Origin of the sequence: Streptomyces sp. STR69 (assembly GCF_024519455.1) — a bacterium.
Classification (GTDB): Bacteria; Actinomycetota; Actinomycetes; order Streptomycetales; family Streptomycetaceae; genus Streptomyces.
Genome location: NZ_JALJRY010000048.1, coordinates 17,273 through 41,681, shown reverse-complemented (window position 1 = coordinate 41,681; position 24,409 = coordinate 17,273). Strand labels below are relative to the sequence as shown.

The following is a 24,409-nucleotide window of genomic DNA, read 5'->3' as shown; positions in this document are numbered from 1 at the left end:
ATGAAGATCAAGAAGGGTGACACGGTTCAGGTCATCACCGGCAAGGACAAGGGCAAGCAGGGCAAGGTCATTGCCGCTTACCCGCGCGACGAGCGCGTCCTGGTCGAGGGTGTGAACCGGGTCAAGAAGCACACCAAGGCCGGCCCCACCGCCAAGGGTTCGCAGGCCGGTGGCATCGTCACGACCGAGGCGCCGATCCACGTCTCCAACGTCCAGCTGGTCGTTGAGAAGGACGGCAACAAGGTCGTCACGCGTGTCGGCTACCGCTTCGACGACGAGGGCAACAAGGTTCGCGTTGCCAAGCGGACGGGTGAGGACATCTGATGACTACCACCACCACTCCGCGTCTCAAGACGAAGTACCGCGAGGAGATCGCGGGCAAGCTGCGTGAGGAGTTCTCCTACGAGAACGTCATGCAGATCCCCGGCCTCGTCAAGATCGTGGTGAACATGGGTGTCGGCGACGCCGCCCGTGACTCCAAGCTCATGGACGGTGCCGTCCGTGACCTGACCACGATCACCGGTCAGAAGCCGGCCATCACCAAGGCCCGCAAGTCCATCGCGCAGTTCAAGCTGCGTGAGGGTCAGCCGATCGGTGCCCACGTCACGCTCCGTGGCGACCGCATGTGGGAGTTCCTGGACCGCACCCTGTCGCTCGCGCTGCCGCGCATCCGCGACTTCCGCGGTCTGTCTCCCAAGCAGTTCGACGGTCGTGGCAACTACACCTTCGGTCTCACCGAGCAGGTCATGTTCCACGAGATCGACCAGGACAAGATCGACCGCGTCCGGGGTATGGACATCACCGTGGTGACCACGGCGACCAACGACGCCGAAGGCCGTGCCCTTCTCCGTCACCTCGGCTTCCCCTTCAAGGAGGCGTAAGCGAGATGGCGAAGAAGGCTCTGATTGCCAAGGCTGCTCGTAAGCCCAAGTTCGGTGTGCGTGGCTACACCCGCTGCCAGCGCTGCGGCCGCCCGCACTCCGTGTACCGCAAGTTCGGCCTCTGCCGCGTGTGCCTTCGTGAGATGGCTCACCGTGGCGAGCTGCCGGGCGTGACCAAGAGCTCCTGGTAGTCCGGTACTTCCGGACTCCCGAAGCTCTCGGTAAGCAGAGGGCACGGTCAGGTGCCCACCCCTCCATGGCTTAGGCTAGGAGGGTTGGGCGCCTGATTGCCGCCCATACGACTTACTACGCCGTAGGTCCACCGCACCGCACCCGCCTCGTCTCGGATCGAGGAGAGGGATGGGCACCTGGAAACCCCGGCGAGAGAGGCCGAAGGCCAATTCATGACCATGACTGATCCGATCGCAGACATGCTTACGCGTCTGCGGAACGCGAACTCGGCATACCACGACTCCGTGACGATGCCGGCGTCCAAGATCAAGTCTCACATCGCGGAGATCCTCCAGCAGGAGGGCTTCATCACGGGCTGGAAGGTCGAGGACGCCGAGGTCGGCAAGAACCTCGTCCTCGAGCTGAAGTTCGGCCCGAACCGTGAGCGCTCCATCGCGGGCATCAAGCGGATCTCCAAGCCCGGTCTCCGGGTTTACGCGAAGTCCACCTCCCTGCCCAAGGTGCTCGGTGGCCTCGGCGTGGCGATCATCTCCACGTCGCACGGTCTCCTCACCGACAAGCAGGCCGGCAAGAAGGGCGTAGGCGGAGAAGTTCTCGCCTACGTCTGGTAGCGGAAAGGAATCGGAAGAAGCTATGTCGCGTATTGGCAAGCTCCCCATCACGGTTCCCGCCGGCGTGGACGTCACCATCGACGGCCGTACGGTCTCGGTCAAGGGCCCCAAGGGCACCCTGACCCACACCGTCGCTTCGCCGATCGACATCGCCAAGGGTGAGGACGGCGTTCTCAACGTCACCCGCCCCAACGACGAGCGTCAGAACAAGGCCCTGCACGGCCTGTCCCGCACGCTGGTGGCGAACATGATCACCGGCGTGACCGAGGGTTACGTGAAGAAGCTCGAAATCAGTGGTGTCGGTTACCGCGTCGCGGCCAAGGGATCCACCCTTGAGTTCGCGCTCGGCTACAGCCACTCGATCACGGTCGAGGCGCCCGAGGGCATCTCGTTCAAGGTCGAGAACCCGACCCACTTCTCGGTCGAGGGCATCGACAAGCAGAAGGTCGGCGAGGTTGCGGCCAACATCCGCAAGCTGCGCAAGCCCGACCCGTACAAGGCCAAGGGCGTCAAGTACGAGGGCGAAGTCATCCGGCGCAAGGTCGGAAAGGCGGGTAAGTAAGCCATGGCATACGGTACGAAGATCGCTAAGGGCGACGCTTACAAGCGTGCTGCCATCAAGCGTCGTCACATCCGCATCCGGAAGCACATTTCCGGTACGGCTGAGCGTCCGCGCCTGGTCGTGACCCGCTCCAACCGCCACATCGTGGCCCAGGTCATCGACGACATCAAGGGTCACACCCTGGCGTCGGCGTCGACCCTGGACACCTCGATCCGCGGCGGCGAGAGCGACAAGTCCGCGCAGGCCAAGTCGGTCGGCGCCCTGGTCGCCGAGCGCGCCAAGGCCGCCGGTGTCGAGGCTGTCGTATTCGACCGTGGCGGCAATCAGTACGCGGGGCGCATCGCCGCCCTGGCGGACGCCGCCCGCGAAGCCGGACTGAAGTTCTAGTCGCTTCCGTAGCTAGCGGAAAGAGAGAGGTAATCCAATGGCTGGACCCCAGCGCCGTGGAAGCGGTGCCGGTGGTGGCGAGCGGCGGGACCGGAAGGGCCGTGACGGCGGCGCTGCTGCCGCCGAGAAGACCGCGTACGTTGAGCGCGTAGTCGCGATCAACCGCGTCGCCAAGGTTGTCAAGGGTGGTCGTCGCTTCAGCTTCACCGCGCTCGTCGTGGTGGGCGACGGTGACGGCACCGTCGGTGTCGGTTACGGCAAGGCCAAGGAGGTGCCGGCCGCGATCGCCAAGGGTGTTGAAGAGGCCAAGAAGCACTTCTTCAAGGTCCCCCGTATCCAGGGCACCATCCCGCACCCGATCACGGGCGAGAAGGCCGCGGGCGTCGTCCTGCTCAAGCCTGCTTCCCCCGGTACCGGCGTTATCGCCGGTGGCCCGGTGCGTGCTGTCCTGGAGTGCGCCGGCGTTCACGACATCCTGTCGAAGTCGCTCGGCTCGTCCAACGCGATCAACATCGTGCACGCGACCGTGGCGGCCCTCAAGGGCCTGCAGCGTCCCGAGGAGATCGCGGCCCGCCGTGGTCTGCCCCTCGAGGACGTCGCCCCCGCGGCTCTCCTTCGTGCACGTGCCGGGGCGGGTGCGTAATGGCTCGCCTCAAGGTCACGCAGACGAAGTCGTACATCGGCAGCAAGCAGAACCACCGTGACACACTGCGGTCCCTTGGTCTCAAGGGGATCAACACCGTGGTCGTCAAGGAGGACCGCCCCGAGTTCCGCGGAATGGTGCACACCGTCCGCCACCTCGTGACGGTTGAGGAGGTCGACTGATCATGGCGGAGAACAACCCGCTCAAGATCCACAACCTCCGTCCCGCCCCGGGCGCCAAGACCGCCAAGACCCGTGTGGGTCGTGGTGAGGCGTCGAAGGGTAAGACGGCCGGTCGTGGAACCAAGGGTACGAAGGCCCGTTACCAGGTTCCGGAGCGCTTCGAGGGTGGCCAGATGCCCCTCCACATGCGTCTTCCGAAGCTCAAGGGCTTCCGCAACCCGTTCAAGACCGAGTACCAGGTCGTGAACCTCGACAAGCTGGCGTCCCTGTACCCGGAGGGTGGCGAGGTCACCGTAGAGGGTCTCGTCGCCAACGGTGCGGTGCGCAAGAACAGCCTCGTCAAGGTCCTCGGCCAGGGCGAGATCTCCGTGGCGCTGCAGGTGACGGTGGACGCCGTCTCCGGTTCCGCCAAGGAGAAGATCACCGCCGCCGGCGGTACCGTCACCGAGCTCGTCTGAGCGCGATGACATAAGCGATCCCGACCGGGGATACCCCATAACGGGGTATCCCCGGTTGGTCGTTCCACGGGGGCAGAGTCGCCGGTAAGGTGGCCTGCACTGTTCTTATTCGTCGAACCTCAAGACCGTCACCCTTGACGCACGCGCGCGGGGGTCGCAGGAGGCACCGTGCTCACCGCGTTCGCCCGGGCGTTCAGGACGCCCGACCTGCGCAAGAAGCTGCTCTTCACGCTCGGCATCATCGTGGTCTACCGGGTCGGTACCCACGTTCCGATCCCCGGCGTCAACTACACGGCCGTACAGCAGTGTGTGACCGAGGCCTCCGGCAACCAGGGTCTCTTCGGTCTGGTCAACATGTTCTCCGGCGGTGCGCTGCTGCAGATCACGGTCTTCGCGCTCGGCATCATGCCGTACATCACGGCAAGCATCATTCTGCAGCTGCTGACCGTGGTGATCCCGCGTCTGGAGGCCCTCAAGAAGGAGGGCCAGGCCGGTACGGCGAAGATCACGCAGTACACGCGCTATCTGACCGTGGCGCTCGCCATCCTGCAGGGCACCGGCCTGGTGGCCACCGCCCGCAGTGGCGCCCTCTTCTCCGGCTGCACGGTCGCGACGAGCATCGTCCCGGACCGTGCCATCTTCACGACCATCACCATGGTCGTCACCATGACCGCCGGTACCGGCGTCGTGATGTGGCTCGGCGAGCTCATCACCGACCGCGGCATCGGCAACGGCATGTCGATCCTGATGTTCATCTCGATCGCGGCCACCTTCCCGTCCGCGCTGTGGGCCATCAAGAAGCAGGGCACGCTGGCCGGCGGCTGGATCGAGTTCGGCACCGTCATCCTCGTCGGCCTGGTGATGGTCGGCCTGGTGGTCTTCGTCGAACAGGCCCAGCGCCGCATTCCCGTGCAGTACGCGAAGCGCATGATCGGCCGCCGTTCCTACGGCGGTACGTCGACCTACATCCCGCTGAAGGTCAATCAGGCGGGTGTGATTCCCGTCATCTTCGCGTCCTCGCTGCTCTACATCCCGGCTCTGGTCGCGCAGTTCTCCAGTGGCAACTCCGCCTGGAAGACCTGGGTGACGACGAACCTGACCAAGGGTGACCACCCGATCTACCTGGTCAGCTACTTCCTCCTGATCGTTTTCTTCGCGTTCTTCTACGTGGCGATCTCGTTCAACCCCGAGGAAGTCGCGGACAACATGAAGAAGTATGGTGGCTTCATCCCGGGCATCCGGGCTGGCCGGCCCACCGCTGAGTACCTGAGTTACGTACTCAACCGGATCACCTGGCCGGGTTCGCTGTATCTGGGTCTGATCGCTCTCGTACCGACGATGGCGTTGGTCGGTTTCAACGCAAGCGGCAACTTCCCGTTCGGCGGGACCAGCATCCTCATCATCGTGGGTGTCGGTCTTGAGACCGTGAAGCAGATCGAGAGCCAGCTCCAGCAGCGCAATTACGAAGGGTTCCTCCGCTGATGCGAATCGTCCTCGTCGGGCCGCCGGGCGCCGGTAAGGGAACGCAGGCTGTGCGACTGGCCAAGACGCTGCACATCCCGCACATCTCCACCGGCGATCTCTTCCGTGCCAACATCAGTCAGGCCACGGAACTCGGCAAACTGGCGAAGTCCTACATGGACGCGGGCAACCTGGTCCCGGACGAGGTCACCATCGCGATGGCCAAGGACCGCATGGAGCAGCCGGACGCTGTCAACGGCTTCCTCCTGGACGGTTTCCCGCGCAATGTGTCGCAGGCCGAGGCGCTGGACGAGCTGCTGAAGACCGAGGGCATCAAGCTGGACGCGGTGCTGGACCTGGAGGTCTCCGAGGAAGAGGTGGTCAAGCGCATCGCCGGCCGCCGCATCTGCCGGAAGGACTCCAGCCACGTCTTCCACGTGACGTACAGCCCGCCCAAGCAGGACGGTGTCTGTGACACCTGCGGCGGCGAGCTGTACCAGCGCGACGACGACTCCGAGGACACGGTCCGCACCCGGCTGGAGGTCTACCACACGCAGACCGAGCCGATCATCGACTACTACAAGCTCCAGGGCCTGGTGGTCACGATCTCGTCGCTCGGTCCCGTGGAGGAGATCACGCAGCGGGCGCTGGACGCGCTGAAGCGCGACGACGAGGGCAACGACGACAAGTAGTCGCCCGGCAGAACCGGCCGCGGTGCCCCCAGGGGCGTCGCGGCCGTACTGTTGTGTACAGCCACATCCCATGTGACGCGGAAGACGGAGAGCGCAGGCCCCCATGGTGCAGATCAAGACCCCCGAGCAGATCGCCAAGATGCGCGAGGCGGGGCTGGTCGTCGCCGCGATCCACGCGGCCACGCGTGAAGCGGCCGTACCCGGCGCGAGCACGAAGGATCTGGACGAGGTCGCCCGCAAGGTCCTCGCCGACCACAACGCGAAGCCCAACTTCCTTGGCTACGGCGGCTTCCCGGCCACGATCTGCACCTCGGTGAACGAGGTCGTGGTCCACGGCATCCCCTCCGAGGAGGTGGTGCTGAAGGACGGCGACATCATCTCGATCGACTGCGGCGCGATCATCGACGGCTGGCACGGGGACGCGGCGTACACCGCGTTCGTCGGCTCCGGCCACGCCCCTGAGCTCATCGAGCTCTCCCGGGTGACCGAGGAGTCGATGTGGGCGGGCATCGCCGCGATGCGGCTGGGGAACCGGCTCGTCGACATCTCCCGCGCCATCGAGACGTACATCCGGCGGCAGCCGAAGCCGGGCGGCGGCAAGTACGGGATCGTCGAGGACTACGGCGGTCACGGCATCGGCACCGAGATGCACATGGATCCGCATCTGCTGAACTACGTGGAGAAGCGGCGCGGCAAGGGCCCCAAGCTGATCCCCGGGTTCTGCCTGGCCATCGAGCCGATGGTGTCGCTCGGTACGCCGAAGACCGAGGTTCTCTCGGATGACTGGACGGTCATCACGACGGACGGGACGTGGTCGTCGCACTGGGAGCACTCGGTTGCCTTGACCGAGGAGGGGCCGCTTGTGCTTACGGCTCCCGACGGGGGTAAGGCGAAGCTTGCGGAGTACGGCATCACGGCTGCGCCGGATCCCGTTGCGTAGTTCGTTGGCCGCGGGCCCGGTGGGGGCTGGTCGCGCCCACGCGGCGGAGCCGCAGATGTCACAGCCCCGCGCCCCTTTCGGGGCGCTTCCCTCAGGGCGTTGTGAAGGCCCGTGTGCTTAATGATCTCCAGCCCGGGGCATCCTCCATCGATTCGTCTTTCCGAGGGCCCTGACGTAGACTGACTCGTCGGCTCTCGTGCACCCGCATGTCCGCATGCACCCCGCAAGGGGAACGCACCTGAGTCGATCAAGGTAGTCGATTCGAAGGGCGAAGCGTGGCCAAGAAGCAAGGTGCCATCGAGATCGAGGGCACTGTCGTCGAGTCTCTTCCGAACGCCATGTTCAAGGTCGAGCTCCAGAACGGCCACCAGGTCCTGGCACACATCAGCGGCAAGATGCGTATGCACTACATCCGTATCCTCCCTGACGACCGGGTCGTGGTGGAGCTGTCTCCGTACGACCTCACGCGTGGCCGGATCGTCTACCGCTACAAGTAGATCTTGCCCAGGTTCCGCGCAAGCGGCGCCGCAGGCAACTGACCCGGAGAACCTCACCAATGAAGGTCAAGCCGAGCGTCAAGAAGATCTGCGACAAGTGCAGGGTGATCCGCCGTCATGGTCGGGTCATGGTCATCTGCGAGAACCCGCGCCACAAGCAGCGCCAGGGCTGACGCACGACCTTCCCTCTGCATCGATTCGCAGAGATTCGCGCGACGCGAGCAATACATGTTCATACGCAGGACCCGGGCGTAGTAGGCGTCCGACACCCCCGGCTCGGAGGCTGGGGACCCACGCCGTACCAAATCTTCGAACGAAGAGGCCGGCGGCTGGGATCCGGTTCTGCGGAAGACCTCCGAAGATCAACTGGAGCCATTGAATGGCACGCGTTTCCGGTGTCGACATCCCGCGCGAAAAGCGCGTGGAGGTCGCCCTCACCTACGTGTTCGGCATTGGTCGGACCCTTTCCCAGCTGACGCTGGCCGAGACCGGCATCGACCCCAACACCCGCGTTCGCGACCTCTCGGAAGAGCAGCTCGTCGCGATTCGTGAGTACGTCGACGCCAACATCAAGACCGAGGGTGACCTCCGTCGCGAGATCCAGGCCGACATCCGCCGCAAGGTGGAGATCGGCTGCTACCAGGGTCTCCGTCACCGTCGTGGTCTGCCCGTTCGCGGTCAGCGCACCAGCACGAACGCTCGTACCCGCAAGGGTCCGCGTCGCGCCATCGCCGGCAAGAAGAAGCCGGGCAAGAAGTAGTCCGCAGCGGACAACGCTTCACCAGCGGTCTTCGCTGTAGGACCGACCACCTCCCCGTAGGAGTAATAGATGCCCCCCAAGGGTCGTCAGGGCGCTGCCAAGAAGGTGCGCCGCAAGGAAAAGAAGAACGTCGCTCACGGCCACGCGCACATCAAGAGCACGTTCAACAACACGATCGTCTCGATCACGGACCCCTCGGGCAACGTGATCTCCTGGGCCTCCGCCGGCCACGTCGGCTTCAAGGGCTCGCGCAAGTCCACCCCCTTCGCCGCGCAGATGGCCGCCGAGTCGGCCGCCCGTCGCGCGCAGGAGCACGGCATGCGCAAGGTCGACGTCTTCGTGAAGGGCCCGGGCTCCGGTCGCGAGACCGCGATCCGCTCCCTCCAGGCCACCGGTCTTGAGGTCGGCTCCATCCAGGACGTCACCCCCACCCCGCACAACGGCTGCCGTCCGCCGAAGCGCCGCCGCGTCTGACGCACGGCCGGTAGTTCTGGGCTTCGGGCGGTACGGCACCTCGGTGCTGTATCGCCCGTACCCTTGCAGTAACAGCAGGACATCAAATAGTGGGTGTCCATGACTGAAGGAATCACCTCATGCTGATCGCTCAGCGTCCGTCTCTGACCGAAGAGGTCGTTGACGAGTTCCGTTCCCGGTTCGTGATCGAGCCGCTGGAGCCCGGCTTCGGCTACACCCTCGGCAACTCCCTCCGCCGTACGCTCCTCTCCTCGATCCCCGGTGCCGCTGTCACCAGCATCCGGATCGACGGTGTCCTGCACGAGTTCACCACCGTGCCGGGCGTCAAGGAGGACGTCACCGACCTGATCCTCAACATCAAGCAGCTCGTCGTGTCGTCCGAGCACGACGAGCCGGTCGTGATGTACCTGCGCAAGCAGGGTCCGGGTCTGGTCACCGCCGCCGACATCGCGCCCCCGGCCGGTGTCGAGGTGCACAACCCGGACCTGGTCCTCGCCACGCTCAACGGCAAGGGCAAGCTGGAGATGGAGCTCACGGTCGAGCGTGGCCGCGGCTACGTCTCCGCGGTGCAGAACAAGCAGGTGGGTCAGGAGATCGGGCGGATTCCGGTCGACTCGATCTACTCGCCGGTGCTGAAGGTCACGTACAAGGTCGAGGCGACGCGTGTCGAGCAGCGCACCGACTTCGACAAGCTGATCGTCGATGTCGAGACGAAGCAGGCGATGCGTCCGCGTGACGCGATGGCGTCGGCCGGCAAGACCCTGGTGGAGTTGTTCGGTCTCGCCCGCGAGCTGAACATCGACGCCGAGGGCATCGACATGGGCCCGTCCCCCACGGACGCCGCCCTTGCCGCCGACCTGGCGCTGCCGATCGAGGAGCTGGAACTCACCGTCCGCTCCTACAACTGCCTCAAGCGCGAGGGCATCCACTCCGTGGGTGAGCTCGTGGCTCGTTCCGAGGCCGACCTCCTGGACATCCGCAACTTCGGTGCGAAGTCCATCGATGAGGTCAAGGCGAAGCTGGCCGGCATGGGCCTGGCCCTGAAGGACAGCCCGCCCGGATTCGACCCGACGGCCGCTGCCGACGCCTTCGGCGCCGACGACGACGTGGACGCGGGTTTTGTGGAGACCGAGCAGTACTGATCGGTTGTTGCCGGTGAGCATCCGCTCACCGGGTCCTGACTCCGGTACCTCATACGGCCGGGGCAGATACCAAGGAGAAAGAAATGCCGAAGCCCACCAAGGGTGCCCGTCTGGGCGGCAGTGCCGCGCACGAGAAGCTGCTCATCGCGAACCTCGCGAAGAGCCTCTTCGAGCACGGCCGTATCACCACCACCGAGGCGAAGGCCCGCAAGCTGCGGCCGTACGCCGAGCGTCTGGTCACCAAGGCGAAGAAGGGCGACCTTCACAACCGCCGTCAGGTGCTCCAGGTGATCACGGACAAGAGCGTCGTCCACACGCTCTTCACCGAGATCGGCCCGCGCTACGAGAACCGTCCCGGTGGCTACACCCGTATCACCAAGATCGGTAACCGTCGTGGCGACAACGCGCCCATGGCTGTCATCGAGCTCGTTGAGGCGCTGACTGTCGCGCAGGCTGCGACGGGTGAGGCCGAGGCGGCGACGAAGCGTGCCGCGAAGGACGCCGAGGCTGCGGCTCCGGTTGAGGTCGTCGAGGACGCCAAGCCGGCTGAGGTCGAGGCCGACGAAGAGGCCAAGGACGCGTAACACCGTTTTTGGCCGACCCGCCGTCGTGGCTGGTCGCGCAGTTCCCCGCGCCCCTGAAAGCGGGCGTGTTGGCGGGTCCGTTCCTTTCGAGGGGCGGGCCCGCTTTTGTGTTCCTGAAAGGATCTCGGTGTGAGTGACGAAGTGGCGGCCGGGTTCGTACGCGTACGGCTCGACCTTTCCTACGACGGGTCCGCGTTCTCCGGGTGGGCCAAGCAGGCCGGGGGGCGGCGGACCGTGCAGGGGGAGGTCGAGGACGCGTTGCGGACCGTGACGCGGGCGGGGGACGCGACGTACGACCTGACCGTTGCCGGGCGGACCGATGCCGGGGTGCATGCCCGGGGGCAGGTGGCGCATGTCGATCTGCCGGGGGAGCTGTGGGCCGAGCACCGGGAGAAGCTGCTGAAGCGGCTCGCGGGGCGGCTGCCGAAGGATGTGCGGGTGTGGGAGGTCGCGGAGGCCGCCGAGGGCTTCAACGCGCGGTTCGCGGCGCTGTGGCGGCGCTATGTGTACCGGGTGGGGGATCGGCCGGGGGGAGTCGATCCCTTGCTGCGCAACCATGTGCTGTGGCACGACTGGGAGTTGGACGTCGACGTGATGGATGCCGCCGCCAAGTCCCTTGTGGGGGAGCATGACTTCGCCGCCTATGCGAAGAAGCGCGAGGGGGCGACGACGATCCGGGAGATCCTCGACTTCGGGGTGCGGCGGCGGGGTGATGGTGTCGTCGAGATCGAAGTGCGCGCCGATGCCTTCTGCCACAACCAAGTGCGGTCCATGGTCGGCGCGTTGCTGTTCGTGGGGGACGGGCACCGGGGTCCGGACTGGCCGCGGAAGGTGCTGGACGCGGGGGTGCGGGACAGTGCCGTGCATGTCGTACGGCCGCACGGGCTGACGTTGGAGGAAGTCGCGTACCCGGCGGACGAGTTGCTGGCCGCGCGGAACAAGGAGGCGCGGAATCGCCGGTCTCTGCCACACGGGGGCGGGTGCTGAACCGGCTGCCGAGGACCCGCCCTGGGCCGCTGGCCGAGGGCGGGGCTGTTCAGCCGGTCGCAGTCGTGCTCACTGCCTGACGGTGAAGTACTGCCAGGCGCCCCAGGTGCTGAGGTTGGTGGTGTCTCTACTGCTGTGGATGTACTCCGCGGCGATGCGGAACCTGCTGCCCACGGAGCTGGTCAGGGACATCTTGTGGCGGCCGGTGCTGGCGGAACTCAGGGCCGTGCAGGGCGTGGTGGTCTGCGTGTGCCAGGCGCCGCCGTAGTAGCGCTGCACGCGGAACAGGATGCACTGGCCGGACTTGTTGGGGGTGACGGTGACGTCCAGTTGCTCTTTGGCGGTGTGGTGGTAGACCCGGTAGAGAGTGCTGCCGTACTGCGTGTTCGTGTAGTAGCCGGACAGCTTCTCCGAGACCCGTACCTGGGTCTGCGCGGTTCGGGCGACGGTCTTGGGGGCGTATCGGTAGTCGCCGGCGAAGACCGCGCTGAACGTGGTGTTGCGGGTGAGTTTGTAGGACCCGACCAGGTTGCCGTGGCTGTCCACCGTCCCCGACTTCACCAGCACCGACGTACCGCCGAACGGCTGGGCGTAGATCGCCACCGTGCGCTTGTTGTACGTCGTACCGAGGTGAGCGGTGATCTTCGCGGTCTGGCCGTACGCGTACGTCGCGTGGTCGGTCGCGATGGTCAGGGACGTCGCGGTCCGGGAGACCTGGACGGTGGCACTGGTGCTGCCCGCCTTGTGCGAGACGTCGCCGCCGTAGGTCACCTTGTAGGTGTTGGCGCCGCCGATCTGCGGGGTGTCCGAGAAGGTGAACGAACCGTCCGCGGCAACCTTGGCGTCGGCGAGTGCGGTGCCGGACGTGTTGGCGAGGTCGGTCCTGGTGAGCTTGACGACTCCGCCTGTGGCGAAGGGTGCGCCGGAGAGCGCGCCGGAGACGGTCAGCTGCTTGGCGCGGGTTGATGTGGCCGGGGCCGTGAGGCTGACCGAGGTGGTCAGCTTGGACACCTGGACCAGGCTCGTCGTGGTCGCCGTCGCGTGGTTCGAGTCTCCCGTGTAGCTCGCGGCGTAGGTGTAGGTGCCCTCCGCCGGCGGGGTGTCGGTGAAGGTGAAGGAGCCGTCCGCCTGCGTCGTCACGTCGGGGAGTGCCGTCCCGTTCCGCGTGATGTGCGCGACCTGGCCCGCGGGGAGCGCCGCGGTCGAGGTGAGGGTGCCGGTGACGGTCAGAGACCGGCCGGGGACACCCGTACTCGGGGCGGTGAGGTGGAGAGAGGTGGGCGCGGGCGGTCCCTCGCTGATGACGGGACTGCTCACTGTCTGCACGTCGGAGCTGTCGGCGTTTGCGCCGGAGAAGGCGAGCAGCGCGTTGGAGGTGAGCGTCGGTGTCGCGTCCACCACCTGGGTCCCGTCGACCCAGACGTACACATGGCCGGTGGCCACCTGGACGTCGATCTGGTGCGTGCCCTGGCGCAGTGAGGTGGTGAGCGGGACCACCGACGGGTAGTCGATCGTCGACGAGCCGGCCGAACTGCGGCCGACTCCCACGAAGTTCTGCGCCTTCAGCGTCTGGTTCCAGCCGGTGCCGAGGGTGATCACCGTGCCTGGCCGCCCCGCGATGCCGAGGCCGTCACCGGACCCGCCCAGCGCCGAGGCGGAGTTCTGGGCCGGGTCGAGGAGCGCGAGCGTCATGCCCTTCCCGCCGGTGCCGGGCCCGAACTTCGCGGTGAAGGTGGCCCGCAGACCGTCGGTGCGCAACGGCTTGGTGTACACCGCCGAGCCCGCCTGGTTGCTGGTGGCCGGGGTCAGCTGGACGCCACCGCCGTCGGCCTGCACCGCCGAGCCGTTGGTCTGCCACAGTCCGTCGGCGGTCGAGGTGGTCGTGGCCGTGCCGGTACCGGTGCCCTTCATCTGCACGTACAGGGCGCCCTGGGCGTTGCCGTTGCCGTCGGTCCCGGTGCCGGTGACCTCGTAGGAGGCGTTCAGGTCCGCGGCGGAACGCGGAGTGAACGTCACGCTCTGCACCGCGGTCTGCTCGGGACCGATGACCAGGCCCTCCGACAGCTGCACCGGGCTGTTGAAGTCACCGGTCGGTGCCTTGGCCTTGGTCACCGTCACCGGGATGTTGCCGGTGTTGGTGATGGTGAACGTCAGCGACTTGGAGCTGCCGATCGGGACCTTGCCGAAGTCCAGCGAGCTCGTGGAGAACTCCAGGTGTCCCTGCCCGGTGACGGCCGTCGCGGTGACCGGCACGCTCAGGGTGTGGGTGGCGCCCCCGCTGCCGCTGCTGCTGATCACGAGCGCGTCGCTGTCGACCTGGTCGGTGGTCGGCGTGTAGGCGACCGAGAGCACGAACGAGCCGCCGGCCGGCACGGCCGTCCCCGCACTCGGCAGCCCCGAGGCGGAGAAGGCGCCGCCGGGCGCGTCGACTGAGGTGATGGTCTCTGCTTCGGTGCCGGTGTTGGTGACCTGGAGGTTCAGCGTCGAGGTGCTGCCGGTGGGTATCTCGCCGAAGTCGAGGGCGCCGGGCGCCGCTCCGAAGCCGGGCCTGGTGCCGATGCCGTGGAGGGCGAAGACGAGTTTCTGGCCGTCCGAGAGGTTCGCGGTCAGGGTGCCGTTGACACCGCCGGTGGTGGTCGGCACGAAGCTGATCGGGACGTTGAGAGTGGCGTTCGCCGCCAGCGCCGTGGGCTGTGCGGGGGTGGGTACGGCGGACGGGTCGACCGTGAACGGTCCGGAGGCCGTGAGCCCGGTGATGCTGACGTCCTGGGTGGCCGTCAGCGTCATCCGGCCGGAGCCGCTGCCGCCGACCCCGACCTGGCCGAAGTCCAGCGAGGGCGCGGTCAGGGCGGTCCTGGCCGGGCTGCCGAAGCCGTAGAGGACACCGTCCCGGGTGCCGACGTACACCTTGCCGCTCTCGGCGGTCGGCGTGCTGAACTTCGTAGCGGTGCCGATCGGTGCCGACCACAGCAGCTGGAGACGGCCGTTGCCGTCGGGGACGGGGCTGTAGGCGCGCAGGGTGCCGTCGGCTCCGGAGGCGTTGCTCGCGGAGGTCATCCACACCAGGGCGCTGGACTCGTCCGTGCCGTTGGACGTGACGAGGGGGGAGCCACTGGTGTAGCCGAAGGTGTCCTGGCTCTGGCCGGTGAGGGTGAGCGTGGGCGTACCGCCGTTGCGGACGCCGTACTTGAGGGCGCGCAGCGGACCCTGGTTGCCGACGACGTAGACGTAGCCGCCGTCACCGCCCCAGAACGCGGGGTGCCCCCACATGCCCTGGTAGGGGCCGGACACGCTGACCGCGGCGTCGCCGCCCTGGGGTCCCTGGCCCATGCCGCCGAGGTTGTCGCGGTCGAGCAGGAACACCCGCCCGTCCTTGCCCTGCTGGACGAGCAGGTGCGGGTGCTCGCTGGTGCCGAAGCCGTCCGGGAGCGCCATCGGGGCGCCGGAGGAGATGTCCTGGTCGTTGAGGTCCAGGGTGGAGGCGTTGCTCGGACTGAAGAAGTCGGCCGTGGCGAGCTTGTTGTCCGCGCCGACCTGGAGGCGTACGACGGACTCGGCCAGGGTTCCCTGCACGGTCTTGCCGGGGCCGGGCGCCGGGCTGATGCCGTTGCCGGTGCTGAAGAAGATGCGGCCGGACCCGTCGGAGACCAGTCCGCCGCCCGCCTGCCAGATGCCGGCGCCGCCGGTGCCGGTGCCGGTCACCGTGGCCCACATCGAGGTGATGCTGTGCGCCGTGGTGCTCACGCCGACCACGTAACCGCGGTACGGCCATGCGTCGCAGTGGGCGCCGAAGCCCGCGTAGACGACGCCGTCCATCAGCAGCAGGCCGGGGCGCTGCTGCTCGTAGTAGGCGTCGAAGGTGGCGCTCGGGTCGTTGACGGGGCTTCCGGCGATGGTGACCGGCCACCCGGAGCGCTCGGCTCCGGAGGTCGGGTCCACGGCGTGCATCAGCCACTTGGGGTGGCGGTGGGTCGAGGTGCCGTCGTCGACCTTGGTGGTGAAGTAGAGCGAGTTGGTGGCGGAATCGTAGACGGGGGTCGCCGTCGCGCCCACGTTGGGCACCAGGTCACCGCAGCCGATCGCCGACGCGGGCCAGGACGGTCCGTAGTTCTTGCTCCACTCGATCGCGCCGGTGGTGCGGTCGAGGCCGTACAGGGTGTTGCTCTCGGTGACGGCGATCACCTGGTCACCGAGCACCAGCGGCTGGGCGTATATCTGCCCGTCCAGCTTGGTGGCGAAGAGCCGGCCGAAGGCGGACGACTGGACAGCTGCCGGGGAGAGCCCGGACTCGGTCGGGTCCCAGTTGGTGCGCAAGTTGTCCACGCCCTGGGTGGTCTGGTCGGCCTGGGCCGATGACGCCATCAGGCTGATCGTCGTGCCGATCAGCGCCACAGTGGCCACGGCCACTGTGGCGAACACCCATCTGCGCCGCCGGTTGCGATGGCGGCCACCGCGTGCGGGCATGGAAAACCCGGGCAAATCGGGACCCTCCCCCTGGTGCCCGCGCCCTAAATGATCACAGGTGCGGCGCAAACGTGAAGACTGAGTGGTTGTTCTTATCATCAGTTGACGTTTTTGGGCACTATGGGGCGCACATCGTTTCGGGATGCAGGCGGGAACGGTGAGCTCTCGGCGAGCGCCGATCGGTATCCAGGCCCACGGGGGTGTGGCAAGAAGCGCACAACTGGAGAGGTATGCCCGGGTGGTCCGGATCTGAAACCTGATGGTTACCCCACTCTTCAGCAAAGATAAGGGGCATATAGGGACTTGTCGGTCGTATGTCCTCACGTTGCTCTTACGTCATTCACATCCCTCGGATAATCTTTCCCATCCAGCCCCTTTGTTCGAAAGGGGCGTTTTGGGGTGGGGAACACATCGGGCCTGTGGCCCGGAGGGTAGGAATGTCATCTATTGACTCTGCCCGCATGTCCGGAGTGACCGGTGCCGGGGGGCATCGATCGACAAGGCGTGGAGGAAAGCGTGGCGCCGAACAGGCGTCCCTGGGACTTCTGCCCGCGCCGCCGTCGCATGCGGAGAAGTATTCGTACGTCAAGAGGCGCCTGTGGGTGCTGACGCTCGCGTCGATCGTCAGCTTCGGGTGCCTGACCGTCAGCCAGGTGGCGCTGACCAAGGCCAGCCCACTGATGTGGATCTTCGCGCCACCGCTGTTCTTCACCGTCGTCTACTACCTCGTGTCGCTGAAGGTCAACGGCTTCACGCGCGACTTCGACTTCGAGTACCACCAGTAGCTCGTCCGTGACTGGCGGCCCCCGGTCTACCCCAGCGTCGACGTCTTCCTGCCGGTGTGCGGCGAACCCATCGAGGTGCTGCACAACACCTGGACCCATGTGCGGCAGCTGGCCGACCGCTACCCCGGCACCTGTGTGCCCTTCGTCCTCGACGACGGCGCGAGCCCCGAGCTCGCCGCCATGGCCCGGGACTTCGGCTTCCGCTACGGCACCCGCGAGAACCGCGGCTGGTTCAAGAAGGCCGGCAACCTGCACTTCGGGTTCGGCCAGTCCGACGGCAAGTACATCCTGATCCTCGACGCCGACTTCACGCCGCGCTCCGACCTCCTGGAGGAGCTGCTGCCGTACATGGAGGCCGACGAGCGCATCGGGATCGTGCAGTCCCCGCAGTACTTCCGGGTGCTGGACTCGCAGAACTGGATCGAGCGCGGTGCCGGTGCCGTGCAGGAGCTGTTCTACCGGTCCGTGCAGGTGTCCCGGCAGAACAGCGACGGCGCCATCTGCGTCGGTTCCTGTGCCATCTACCGGCGGGCCGCGCTGGACACCAACGGCGGCACGACCCTCATCGAGCACTCCGAGGACGTGCACACCGGGTTCGACCTGCGCGGGCTCGGCTGGGACCTGAGGTACGTGCCGGTCGCGCTGTCCACGGGCGTGTGCCCGGACACCGCCGGGGCCTTCTTCAACCAGCAGTACCGCTGGTGCTCCGGCTCGATGTCGCTGCTCGCCAGCAAGAAGTTCTGGGACGCGCCGATCAGTTTCTTCAGCCGCCTCTGCTACATGTCCGGCTTCTTCTACTACATCCACACGGCGCTGTTCACCTTCCTCGCGCCGCTCGTGCCCATCATGCTGCTGCTCACCAGCCCGGAGATGCTCCAGGTCAAGCACCTCGTCTGGGTGCTGCCCAGCATCGTCTACACCACCCTCGTCTTCCCGATGTGGCACAAGGCGCCGTACCGGCTGGAGGCCTGGTCGGCGCGGATGATGTACGGCTGGGCGCATGTCTTCGCCATTTGGGACATCCTGCGCAAGCAGCGCATGGGCTGGCAGCCGACCGGCTCCAAGGGCGCGAAGAAGAACAAGACCCGCCGGTTCTGGCTCGGCTTGTGGATCTGGAGCGGCGGCACGGCCGTGGTCTGGGTCGGCGCGGCCGTGTACCGGCTGTTCACCGGCTATCCGCCGGACTTCGCTCTCGTCCTGTCCTCCGGACTGTTCTACGCGCTGGTCGTCGCGCGAGCGCTCATCCAGCCCAGGGAACACACCTCAGCAGGTGAGCCCGCATGATCCGCAGGACCGTACTCCCGCTGTGCGCGGCGCTGATGTCCCTGGCGGCGGTCGCCGGCTGCGGCATGCTCGGCGGTGACGACCCCGCCGCCGACGCCGCGAAGAAGCCGGCCGCCGGGTCCTCGAAGGCGTCCGAGGCGCAGCCGCCGTACGACGTGAAACCGCTGCTGCACCCCGACAAGGAGTACTTCGGGGTGGCCCTGGACGGTGCGCCCAGCTCGCTGAAGCCGGTGGACGCCTTCGCGAAGACCGTCGGCAAGAAGCCCGACCTGGTCGGCTCCTACTCGTCGTGGGGCGACGGCTTCAACGCCAAGGGCGCGCAGAACGTCTTCGGCGACGGCGGTCTGATGTACGTGTCGTGGGAGCCGTTCAAGCCCGGCCTCGACAAGATCGCCGACGGCTCGCAGGACACGTACATCAAGAAGTACGCGAACAGCGTGCGCAAGACGAACGTGCCCGTGGCGATCAGCTTCGGCCACGAGATGAACGGCGGGTGGTACCCGTGGGGCACCAAGCACACCACCCCCGCGACCTTCGTGAAGGCGTGGCGGCACATCCACGACGTCTTCCAGGAGGTCGGCGCCACCAACGTCATCTGGGTGTGGAGCCCGAACGTCATCAACCCGGTCCCCTCCGTGAAGCTGAAGCCGTACTGGCCCGGTGACGCCTACGTCGACTGGGTCGGCATCGTCGGCTACTGGACGCAGACCGGTGCGCACACCTTCGACACCCTGTACGGCCCGACCCGCAAACAGATCGACGCGTTCACCGACAAGCCGGTGCTGATCAGCGAGACCTCGTCCGAGCCCGGGGAGCGGCGGCGCGCCGATGTGCGCGCGCTGCTCGGAGGCGTGAAGGCGGACAAGGACGTCATCGGCTTCCTGTGGTTCAACATCCCCAAGCGGGCCGACTGGCGCATTCAGAGCAGCCCGCTCGCCCTGGCCGAGTTCAAGCGCCTCATCGCCGACGACGACTTCGGATTCGAGGTGCCGCGTTCATGACGACGCAGCAGCAGGACGGCGGCTGGTCGGAGCCCGGGCAGCAACAGGACTGGCAGCAGCACCACCCGCCCTACTCCGAGCAGCAACAACAGGTCTACGACGACCAGCAACAGGTCTACGACGACCAGCAGGCCTACGGACAGCAGCAGGTGTACGACGACCAGCAGGCGTACGGAGACCAGCAGGCCTACGGAGACCAGCAGGCCTACGGCTACCAGCAGCCGTACGGCGGGCAGCCCTACATCTCGCAGCAGCCGACACCCGGGCAGCAGCACTACGCGCGTCCCAACACGGGCGGCTCCGACGCCGAGTACTACGTCCCGGAGTACACCGTCGTCGAACCCGAGCCGGAGCCGGAGCCGGAGCCCGAGCCGGGCTATGTGCTGCCCGAGGTCCCGGTGTCGGCCTGGTCGGTCGACAACAGCCGCTCGGCGTGGATCAGCCGGGGCGTCCTGCTCCTGATCCTGCTTGTGCAGGCCGGGCTGTCCTTCCGGCTCGACGGCAGCGCCTTCCCCCAGGAGGCGAAGTTCCTCACATCCGACGGCGAGCTCTCGGGGCTGGTCGCCCAACTCGGTCTCGCCGGGGCCCGGGCGCTGAGTCTGGCGTGGGCGCTGGGAGCCACGGCGCTGCTGTTCGGCGCCACCCGGCTGCTGTTCAACGCGCGGGCCGGTCTCGCGGCCGCCGCCATGTACTCCGTGCTGGAGTCGACCGCCTTCACCGGCCGCTACGCCTCCCTGCACTCCCTGTCGCTGTTCCTTCTCGCCGCCGCCCTGTGGCTGCTGGCCCGGACCCGGCAGGCCAGCCCCGTGGCCGTGCTGCTCGCGGCGCCCTTCGCGGCCCTCGCGCCGTTCGCCGCCTACGCGGCCGCCCTTTACCTGCCCACGCTGACTGTGCTCGCCGTACTGACCGCCTACCGTTTCCGGGGCGCGGGAGCTTTCCTGCGGGGTGCGATCTTCGCGGGGGCCACCGGTGCCCTGTGCTTCGCCGGCGTCCAGCTCGCCGGCACGCCGAGCGGTTGGAACGTCAAAGGCGTCGACAGCGCCGCCGAACTGCTCAAGGAGAGCGCCGAGTGGGGCGGGGTCGTCCTGCTGGTCGCGGTGATCGGTGCCGTCGGCTTCATCCGGCGGGCCCGGATGGGTGAGATGCCGTGGGCCGAAGGCAGCGCACCGGGCGCGATCCGGCGCTCCCTGCTCGGTGTGACGATGTGTGCCACCGCCCTGCTCGCCCCGCTCTACCAGGCCTGGCTGGGCAACGGCAGCTCGCTGTACATCCACGTCGGCTTCGGACTGCTCTTCGCGGTGCCGATGGCCGGTCTCGGTGTCTCGCGGATGATGGGCGCCCACTTCCGGTACCCGCAGATCGGCATCATGATCTACGTCGCCGCCCTGGTCATCGGCATGGCACAGACCGGGGGGCTGTACCGGCCGCCGGACTCGGCGGCCATGATCGGCGCCCTGCGCGAGGTCGTGGACACCAAGGGCCAGTACCTGACGGACGACCCGGAGATCTCCGCCTACTACCTCCGGGCCCAGACGAAGCCCGCCCAGTGGCACCCTGCCGAGCGGGGCGCGGCTCTGGCGACCGCGGTGAAGAAGGGCTCCTACGACGCGATCGTGCTGCGGGCCGCCTCGGTTCCCGAGGCGCTGCGCGGCAACGCGAACTACCGGCTGCTGGCCGTGCTGCGGCCCTCCGACAAGGACGGCGGGCAGGAGCCGTACCGGATCTGGGTGAAGCGATGACGGCGTACACACCATCGGTCGACGAGACGGCCGCCGAGGAACCCGAGGAGGGCGCCTCCTCCGAGCACCGCAGGTCCGCCGACGGCGTCGGCCGGGGCTCGGCGTGGCTCGCCTTCGTGCTGCCCGCGCTGGTCGCGGCCGTCTGTGTGATGCCCGGGCTGGGCGGGCGCCAGCTGTGGCGCGACGAGCACGCCACCTGGTGGGCGTCCACGATCTCGTGGCACGACCTCGGACGACTGATCGGCAGCATCGACGTCGTGATCGCGCCGTACTACGCGATCATGCATCTGTGGATCGACGTCGCCGGGGACTCGGCGGCGATGCTGCGGCTGCCGGAGGCGCTCGCCATGGCGGTCTCGGCCGGTCTGGTCGGGCTCCTGGGGCGCCGGATGTTCGCGGTGCGCACCGGGGTGCTGGCCGGACTGCTGTTCGCGGTGGTCCCGATGATCACCCGGTACGGCCAGGAGGCCCGGCCGTACGCCTTCGCGACGATGTTCGCGCTGTTGGCCACCCTGTGGCTGATCCGGGCGCTGGACAGGCCGAGCCTGCGCAACTGGACGCTGTACGGGCTCGCCATCGCGGCCACGGGGTTCAGCCACCTGGTGGCCATGGCGGTGCTCGCCGGGCATGTGTGGCTTGTCTTCCTGGCCAAGAAGCGGGGCGACCGCGTCGCCCACTACGCCTTCGCCGGCGCGGCCATGCTGGGACTGTCCATCACCTTCCCGATGGTCGCGCAGGGTACCGGGCAGAGCGGCCAGATCGCCTGGAACGTCACCACGACCAAGGACCTGACCCAGCTCCCGGACACCCTGTTCGGGTCGTGGATCACCGGCGGAGCGGTGATGGCCCTCGGCGTGGTCGGCCTGCTGGTGGCCGGGCGGTACTCGGTGCTGCTCGCCGCCTGGGCCGTCCTGCCGCCGGTGCTCACTTTCGTGACCGCCAACCAGCTGCACCTCTTCCTGCCGCGGTACCTGCTGTTCACCATCCCGGCCTGGACGCTGCTGGTGGCCGCGGGCCTGACCCGGCTCGTCGGCAGGCTCGACCCCGACGCCCGCCGGGGGACCGGCGCGCAGGTGCTGAGCGGGCTGCTGGTCGCGGCCGTGGCGGCCGGGTACGCCTTCGTGGCGTGGCCGGCGATCGGCGACGCCAAGAAGGACCTGCCGATGGAACCGGACTTCCGGGGCGCGGCGAATGCCATCGCGGCGGGCGAGAGGTCCGGCGACGGGATGATCTTCAACGGCGGGATGTCGGAGCGCCGGGCCATGGCGTACGAACTGCGGGATCGCAAGGCCCCCAAGGACGTGCTCATGGAGTACACCCCGCAACAGAACGGGTCCTACGGCGCCACCGAGTGCCGCAAGCCGGCGAGCTGTCTCAAGGGCACCGACCGGCTGTGGCTGGTCTCCACCGTCAGCGACGGGCGTCCGCTGCTCACCGGCATGAACGAGAAGACCGCGGCGGCGATCGAGAAGTCCTTCAAGGCCGGCCGCACGGTGAAGTTGAACCATGTCGTGGTGCAGGTTCTCGAACGCAAGTAGCGGCCGACACGGAGTTGTGAAGGAGGCCGCTGGATGCGGCTCACAGTCATCGGCACCGGCTATCTCGGTGCCACCCATGCCGCCTGCATGGCGGAGCTGGGACACGAGGTGCTCGGGGTCGACGTGGACCCCGACAAGGTCGCCGCGCTGCAGGCGGGGCGGGTGCCGTTCCACGAGCCCGCGCTGCCGGAGCTGATCGCGAAGCACACCGCGAGCGGACGGCTCCGGTTCACCACCGACTACGCGGCGGCCGGGGCCTTCGGCGAGGTGCACTTCGTGTGCGTCGGCACCCCGCAGCGCAAGGGTTCCGAGGGCGCCGACCTGACCCACGTCGACGCGGCCTTCGCGGCGATCGCCGGGCACGCGGCCGAGGGGGCGCTGCTGGTCGGCAAGTCGACCGTGCCGGTGGGGACGGCGGGGCGGCTGGCGACGGTGCACCAGGGTGTCGAGGTCGCATGGAACCCGGAGTTCCTGCGCGAGGGCTTCGCCGTCGAGGACACGCTGCGGCCGGACCGGCTGGTCTTCGGGGTGCGGTCTTCGCGCGCGGAAACGATCCTTCGTCAGGTGTACGCCCCCGTCCTCGACGCCGGCACTCCGCTGGTCACCGCCGACTTCCCGACCGCCGAACTCGTCAAGACGGCCGCCAACGCCTTCCTCGCCACCAAGATCTCCTTCATCAACGCGATGGCCGAGATGTGCGAGGCGGCCGGCGGCGACGTCGGTGTCCTCGCCGAGGCGATCGGCCACGACGACCGCATCGGCCGGAAGTTCCTGCGCGCCGGCGTCGGCTTCGGCGGCGGCTGCCTGCCCAAGGACATCCGCGCCTTCGCGCACCGCGCCGACGAACTGGGCGTCTCCCTGGCGTTCCTGCGCGAGGTCGACGCGATCAACATGCGGCGCCGCGACAAGGCCGTCGAGCTGGCGCGCGAACTGTGCGGAGGATCCGTGCTCGGCGCCCGGATCGCCGTACTCGGAGCGGCCTTCAAGCCCGACTCCGACGACATCCGTGACTCGCCCGCGCTCAACGTGGCCGCCCGGCTGCGGCTCGACGGCGCCGATGTCACGGTCTACGACCCCGAGGCGCTGGACAACGCCCGCAAGGCGTTCCCGCTCCTCGGATACGCGATGTCGGCCGAGGAGGCGCTCAGGGGAGCCGACCTCGTGCTGCATCTCACCGAGTGGCCGCAGTTCCGGGAGATCGACCCGGAGCGGGCCGCACAGCTGGTGTCCCGGCCGTGGATCGTGGACGGCAGGGGGGTGCTCGACGCGGACCGCTGGACCGCGGCGGGCTGGCATTTCCGCGCGCTGGGCAGACCCGCGCCGGTTGGGGAGAGGTCCCTTCAGGGACTCTAGGGGAGGGAAGAGAAGGACATGACGGACCACGAAAGACACCCCGGCGTACCGGTCACCATCGTGATGCCGACGTACAACGAGGCGGCGAACCTGCCCCGGATGGCCGAGCTGGTCCTCGGCCTGCCGATCGACGGGCTGCACCTGAAGATCGTCGACGATTCGAGCCCCGACGGCACCGGGAGGATCGCCGAGGAGCTCGCCGAGAAGTACAACGCCGACCAGCCCGCCGGGCGACGCCGGATGAGCGTGCTGCACCGCACCGAGAAGGACGGCCTGGGGCGCGCCTACGTCGCGGGCATGAGCGCCGCACTCGAGGAGGGCGCCGCCTACGTCGTCCAGATGGACGCCGACGGCAGCCATCCCGTCGAGGCGGTCCCGCGGATGCTCGGCACGGCCGTGGCCTCGGGGGTCGGCCTGGTCGTCGGCAGCCGGTACGTCGAGGGCGGCTCGCTGGACGAGGACTGGGGCAGGCACCGCGTCCTGCTGTCCCGGTTCGCCAACCGCTACGCCCGGACCGTGCTCGGCACCAAGATCCGGGACATCACGGCCGGCTTCAACCTGTGGTCGGCACAGACTCTGCGTGACGTGGACCTCGCGACCCTGGACAGTGCCGGCTACAGCTTCCAGGTCGAGCTGAAGTTCAAGGCCGTCCGGGCCGGACACAGCGCGGTCGAGATCCCGATCCGGTTCGAGGAGCGCACCGAAGGCGTGTCCAAGATGAACTTCGCCACACAGCTGGAGTCGGCCGTGGTGCCGCTGCGGCTGCGGCTGCGCCACAGACGGGGCTGATCC

At 67.7% G+C, this 24,409-nt stretch carries 25 protein-coding genes and 1 pseudogene; 25 read left to right on the top strand and 1 reads right to left on the bottom strand.

The features are described from left to right. From rplX to truA, 19 genes are all read left to right on the top strand, one after another. Positions 1-324 carry a 50S ribosomal protein L24 gene (rplX, locus tag OC490_RS46965; protein ID WP_019072281.1) on the top strand — a complete coding sequence of 108 codons (324 nt, stop codon included), beginning with the start codon at positions 1-3 and terminating at the stop codon, positions 322-324. Beyond that, positions 324-881: a 50S ribosomal protein L5 gene (gene rplE / locus OC490_RS46960; RefSeq protein WP_019072280.1), complete on the top strand. Its 558-nt coding sequence runs from the start codon at positions 324-326 to the stop codon at positions 879-881. The genes rplX and rplE overlap by 1 nt, the downstream gene beginning before the upstream one ends. Before the next feature lie 5 nt (positions 882-886). Next, positions 887-1,072 (top strand): type Z 30S ribosomal protein S14, encoded by a 186-nt coding sequence (locus OC490_RS46955; protein WP_003948630.1) that lies wholly within the window; start codon positions 887-889, stop codon positions 1,070-1,072. A gap of 213 nt (positions 1,073-1,285) precedes the next feature. Beyond that, positions 1,286-1,684, top strand: a complete 399-nt coding sequence (gene rpsH, locus OC490_RS46950) for a 30S ribosomal protein S8 (RefSeq protein WP_013001411.1) — start codon at positions 1,286-1,288, stop codon at positions 1,682-1,684. 22 nt (positions 1,685-1,706) lie between these two features. Continuing rightward, complete coding sequence (rplF, locus tag OC490_RS46945; protein ID WP_262064198.1) at positions 1,707-2,246, top strand: 50S ribosomal protein L6; 540 nt, start codon at positions 1,707-1,709, stop codon at positions 2,244-2,246. A gap of 3 nt (positions 2,247-2,249) precedes the next feature. Then, positions 2,250-2,633, top strand: coding sequence for a 50S ribosomal protein L18 (gene rplR / locus OC490_RS46940; RefSeq protein ID WP_019055526.1), 384 nt, complete (start codon positions 2,250-2,252; stop codon positions 2,631-2,633). Positions 2,634-2,670: 37 nt separating this feature from the next. Beyond that, positions 2,671-3,276: a 30S ribosomal protein S5 gene (gene rpsE / locus OC490_RS46935; protein WP_006376045.1), complete on the top strand. Its 606-nt coding sequence runs from the start codon at positions 2,671-2,673 to the stop codon at positions 3,274-3,276. After that, positions 3,276-3,458, top strand: a complete 183-nt coding sequence (gene rpmD, locus OC490_RS46930; protein WP_006376032.1) for a 50S ribosomal protein L30 — start codon at positions 3,276-3,278, stop codon at positions 3,456-3,458. Before rpsE ends, rpmD begins: the two co-directional genes overlap by 1 nt. Positions 3,459-3,460: 2 nt before the next feature. Beyond that, entirely contained in the window at positions 3,461-3,916 is a 456-nt protein-coding gene (gene rplO, locus OC490_RS46925) for a 50S ribosomal protein L15 (RefSeq protein WP_043676833.1), read from the top strand. A gap of 168 nt (positions 3,917-4,084) precedes the next feature. Then, positions 4,085-5,398 carry a preprotein translocase subunit SecY gene (gene secY, locus OC490_RS46920; protein WP_262064197.1) on the top strand — a complete coding sequence of 438 codons (1,314 nt, stop codon included), beginning with the start codon at positions 4,085-4,087 and terminating at the stop codon, positions 5,396-5,398. Then, positions 5,398-6,069: an adenylate kinase gene (locus tag OC490_RS46915; RefSeq protein WP_262064196.1), complete on the top strand. Its 672-nt coding sequence runs from the start codon at positions 5,398-5,400 to the stop codon at positions 6,067-6,069. The genes secY and OC490_RS46915 overlap by 1 nt, the downstream gene beginning before the upstream one ends. 103 nt (positions 6,070-6,172) lie before the next feature. Continuing rightward, a complete protein-coding gene (map, locus tag OC490_RS46910) occupies positions 6,173-7,009 on the top strand; it encodes a type I methionyl aminopeptidase (protein WP_262064195.1) in 837 nt (278 codons plus the stop codon). A gap of 275 nt (positions 7,010-7,284) precedes the next feature. Continuing rightward, entirely contained in the window at positions 7,285-7,506 is a 222-nt protein-coding gene (gene infA / locus OC490_RS46905) for a translation initiation factor IF-1 (RefSeq protein WP_003948620.1), read from the top strand. 59 nt (positions 7,507-7,565) lie between these two features. Beyond that, positions 7,566-7,679 carry a 50S ribosomal protein L36 gene (gene rpmJ / locus OC490_RS46900; RefSeq protein ID WP_003998809.1) on the top strand — a complete coding sequence of 38 codons (114 nt, stop codon included), beginning with the start codon at positions 7,566-7,568 and terminating at the stop codon, positions 7,677-7,679. A 206-nt stretch (positions 7,680-7,885) separates the two neighbouring features. Further along, entirely contained in the window at positions 7,886-8,266 is a 381-nt protein-coding gene (gene rpsM / locus OC490_RS46895) for a 30S ribosomal protein S13 (protein ID WP_019055531.1), read from the top strand. 69 nt (positions 8,267-8,335) lie between these two features. Continuing rightward, positions 8,336-8,740 (top strand): 30S ribosomal protein S11, encoded by a 405-nt coding sequence (rpsK, locus tag OC490_RS46890; protein WP_003956432.1) that lies wholly within the window; start codon positions 8,336-8,338, stop codon positions 8,738-8,740. A gap of 119 nt (positions 8,741-8,859) precedes the next feature. After that, positions 8,860-9,882, top strand: coding sequence for a DNA-directed RNA polymerase subunit alpha (locus OC490_RS46885; protein ID WP_019055532.1), 1,023 nt, complete (start codon positions 8,860-8,862; stop codon positions 9,880-9,882). Positions 9,883-9,965: 83 nt separating this feature from the next. After that, on the top strand, positions 9,966-10,466 hold the full coding sequence (gene rplQ / locus OC490_RS46880) for a 50S ribosomal protein L17 (protein WP_262064194.1): 501 nt from the start codon (positions 9,966-9,968) through the stop codon (positions 10,464-10,466). A gap of 129 nt (positions 10,467-10,595) precedes the next feature. Further along, positions 10,596-11,453, top strand: a complete 858-nt coding sequence (gene truA, locus OC490_RS46875) for a tRNA pseudouridine(38-40) synthase TruA (protein WP_262064193.1) — start codon at positions 10,596-10,598, stop codon at positions 11,451-11,453. 69 nt (positions 11,454-11,522) lie between these two features. Here the strand turns inward: truA and OC490_RS46870 are convergent, their stop codons facing one another. Next, positions 11,523-15,854: a choice-of-anchor D domain-containing protein gene (locus tag OC490_RS46870; RefSeq protein WP_262064192.1), complete on the bottom strand. Its 4,332-nt coding sequence runs from the start codon at positions 15,852-15,854 to the stop codon at positions 11,523-11,525. Positions 15,855-16,354: 500 nt separating this feature from the next. Between OC490_RS46870 and OC490_RS46865 the strand changes: the two are divergent. From OC490_RS46865 to OC490_RS46840, 6 genes and pseudogenes are all read left to right on the top strand, one after another. After that, a pseudogene (locus tag OC490_RS46865) lies at positions 16,355-17,986 on the top strand (glycosyltransferase family 2 protein). After that, positions 17,983-18,987 carry a glycoside hydrolase family 26 protein gene (locus OC490_RS46860; RefSeq protein ID WP_262064191.1) on the top strand — a complete coding sequence of 335 codons (1,005 nt, stop codon included), beginning with the start codon at positions 17,983-17,985 and terminating at the stop codon, positions 18,985-18,987. The pseudogene OC490_RS46865 and the gene OC490_RS46860 overlap by 4 nt, the downstream one beginning before the upstream one ends. Further along, complete coding sequence (locus tag OC490_RS46855; protein ID WP_262064190.1) at positions 18,984-20,726, top strand: hypothetical protein; 1,743 nt, start codon at positions 18,984-18,986, stop codon at positions 20,724-20,726. Before OC490_RS46860 ends, OC490_RS46855 begins: the two co-directional genes overlap by 4 nt. Then, positions 20,723-22,264, top strand: coding sequence for a glycosyltransferase family 39 protein (locus OC490_RS46850; RefSeq protein WP_262064189.1), 1,542 nt, complete (start codon positions 20,723-20,725; stop codon positions 22,262-22,264). Before OC490_RS46855 ends, OC490_RS46850 begins: the two co-directional genes overlap by 4 nt. 33 nt (positions 22,265-22,297) lie before the next feature. Continuing rightward, positions 22,298-23,617 (top strand): UDP-glucose dehydrogenase family protein, encoded by a 1,320-nt coding sequence (locus OC490_RS46845; RefSeq protein WP_262064188.1) that lies wholly within the window; start codon positions 22,298-22,300, stop codon positions 23,615-23,617. Between the two features lie 18 nt (positions 23,618-23,635). After that, positions 23,636-24,406 carry a polyprenol monophosphomannose synthase gene (locus OC490_RS46840; RefSeq protein WP_262064187.1) on the top strand — a complete coding sequence of 257 codons (771 nt, stop codon included), beginning with the start codon at positions 23,636-23,638 and terminating at the stop codon, positions 24,404-24,406. The last annotated feature ends 3 nt before the right edge of the window (positions 24,407-24,409 follow it).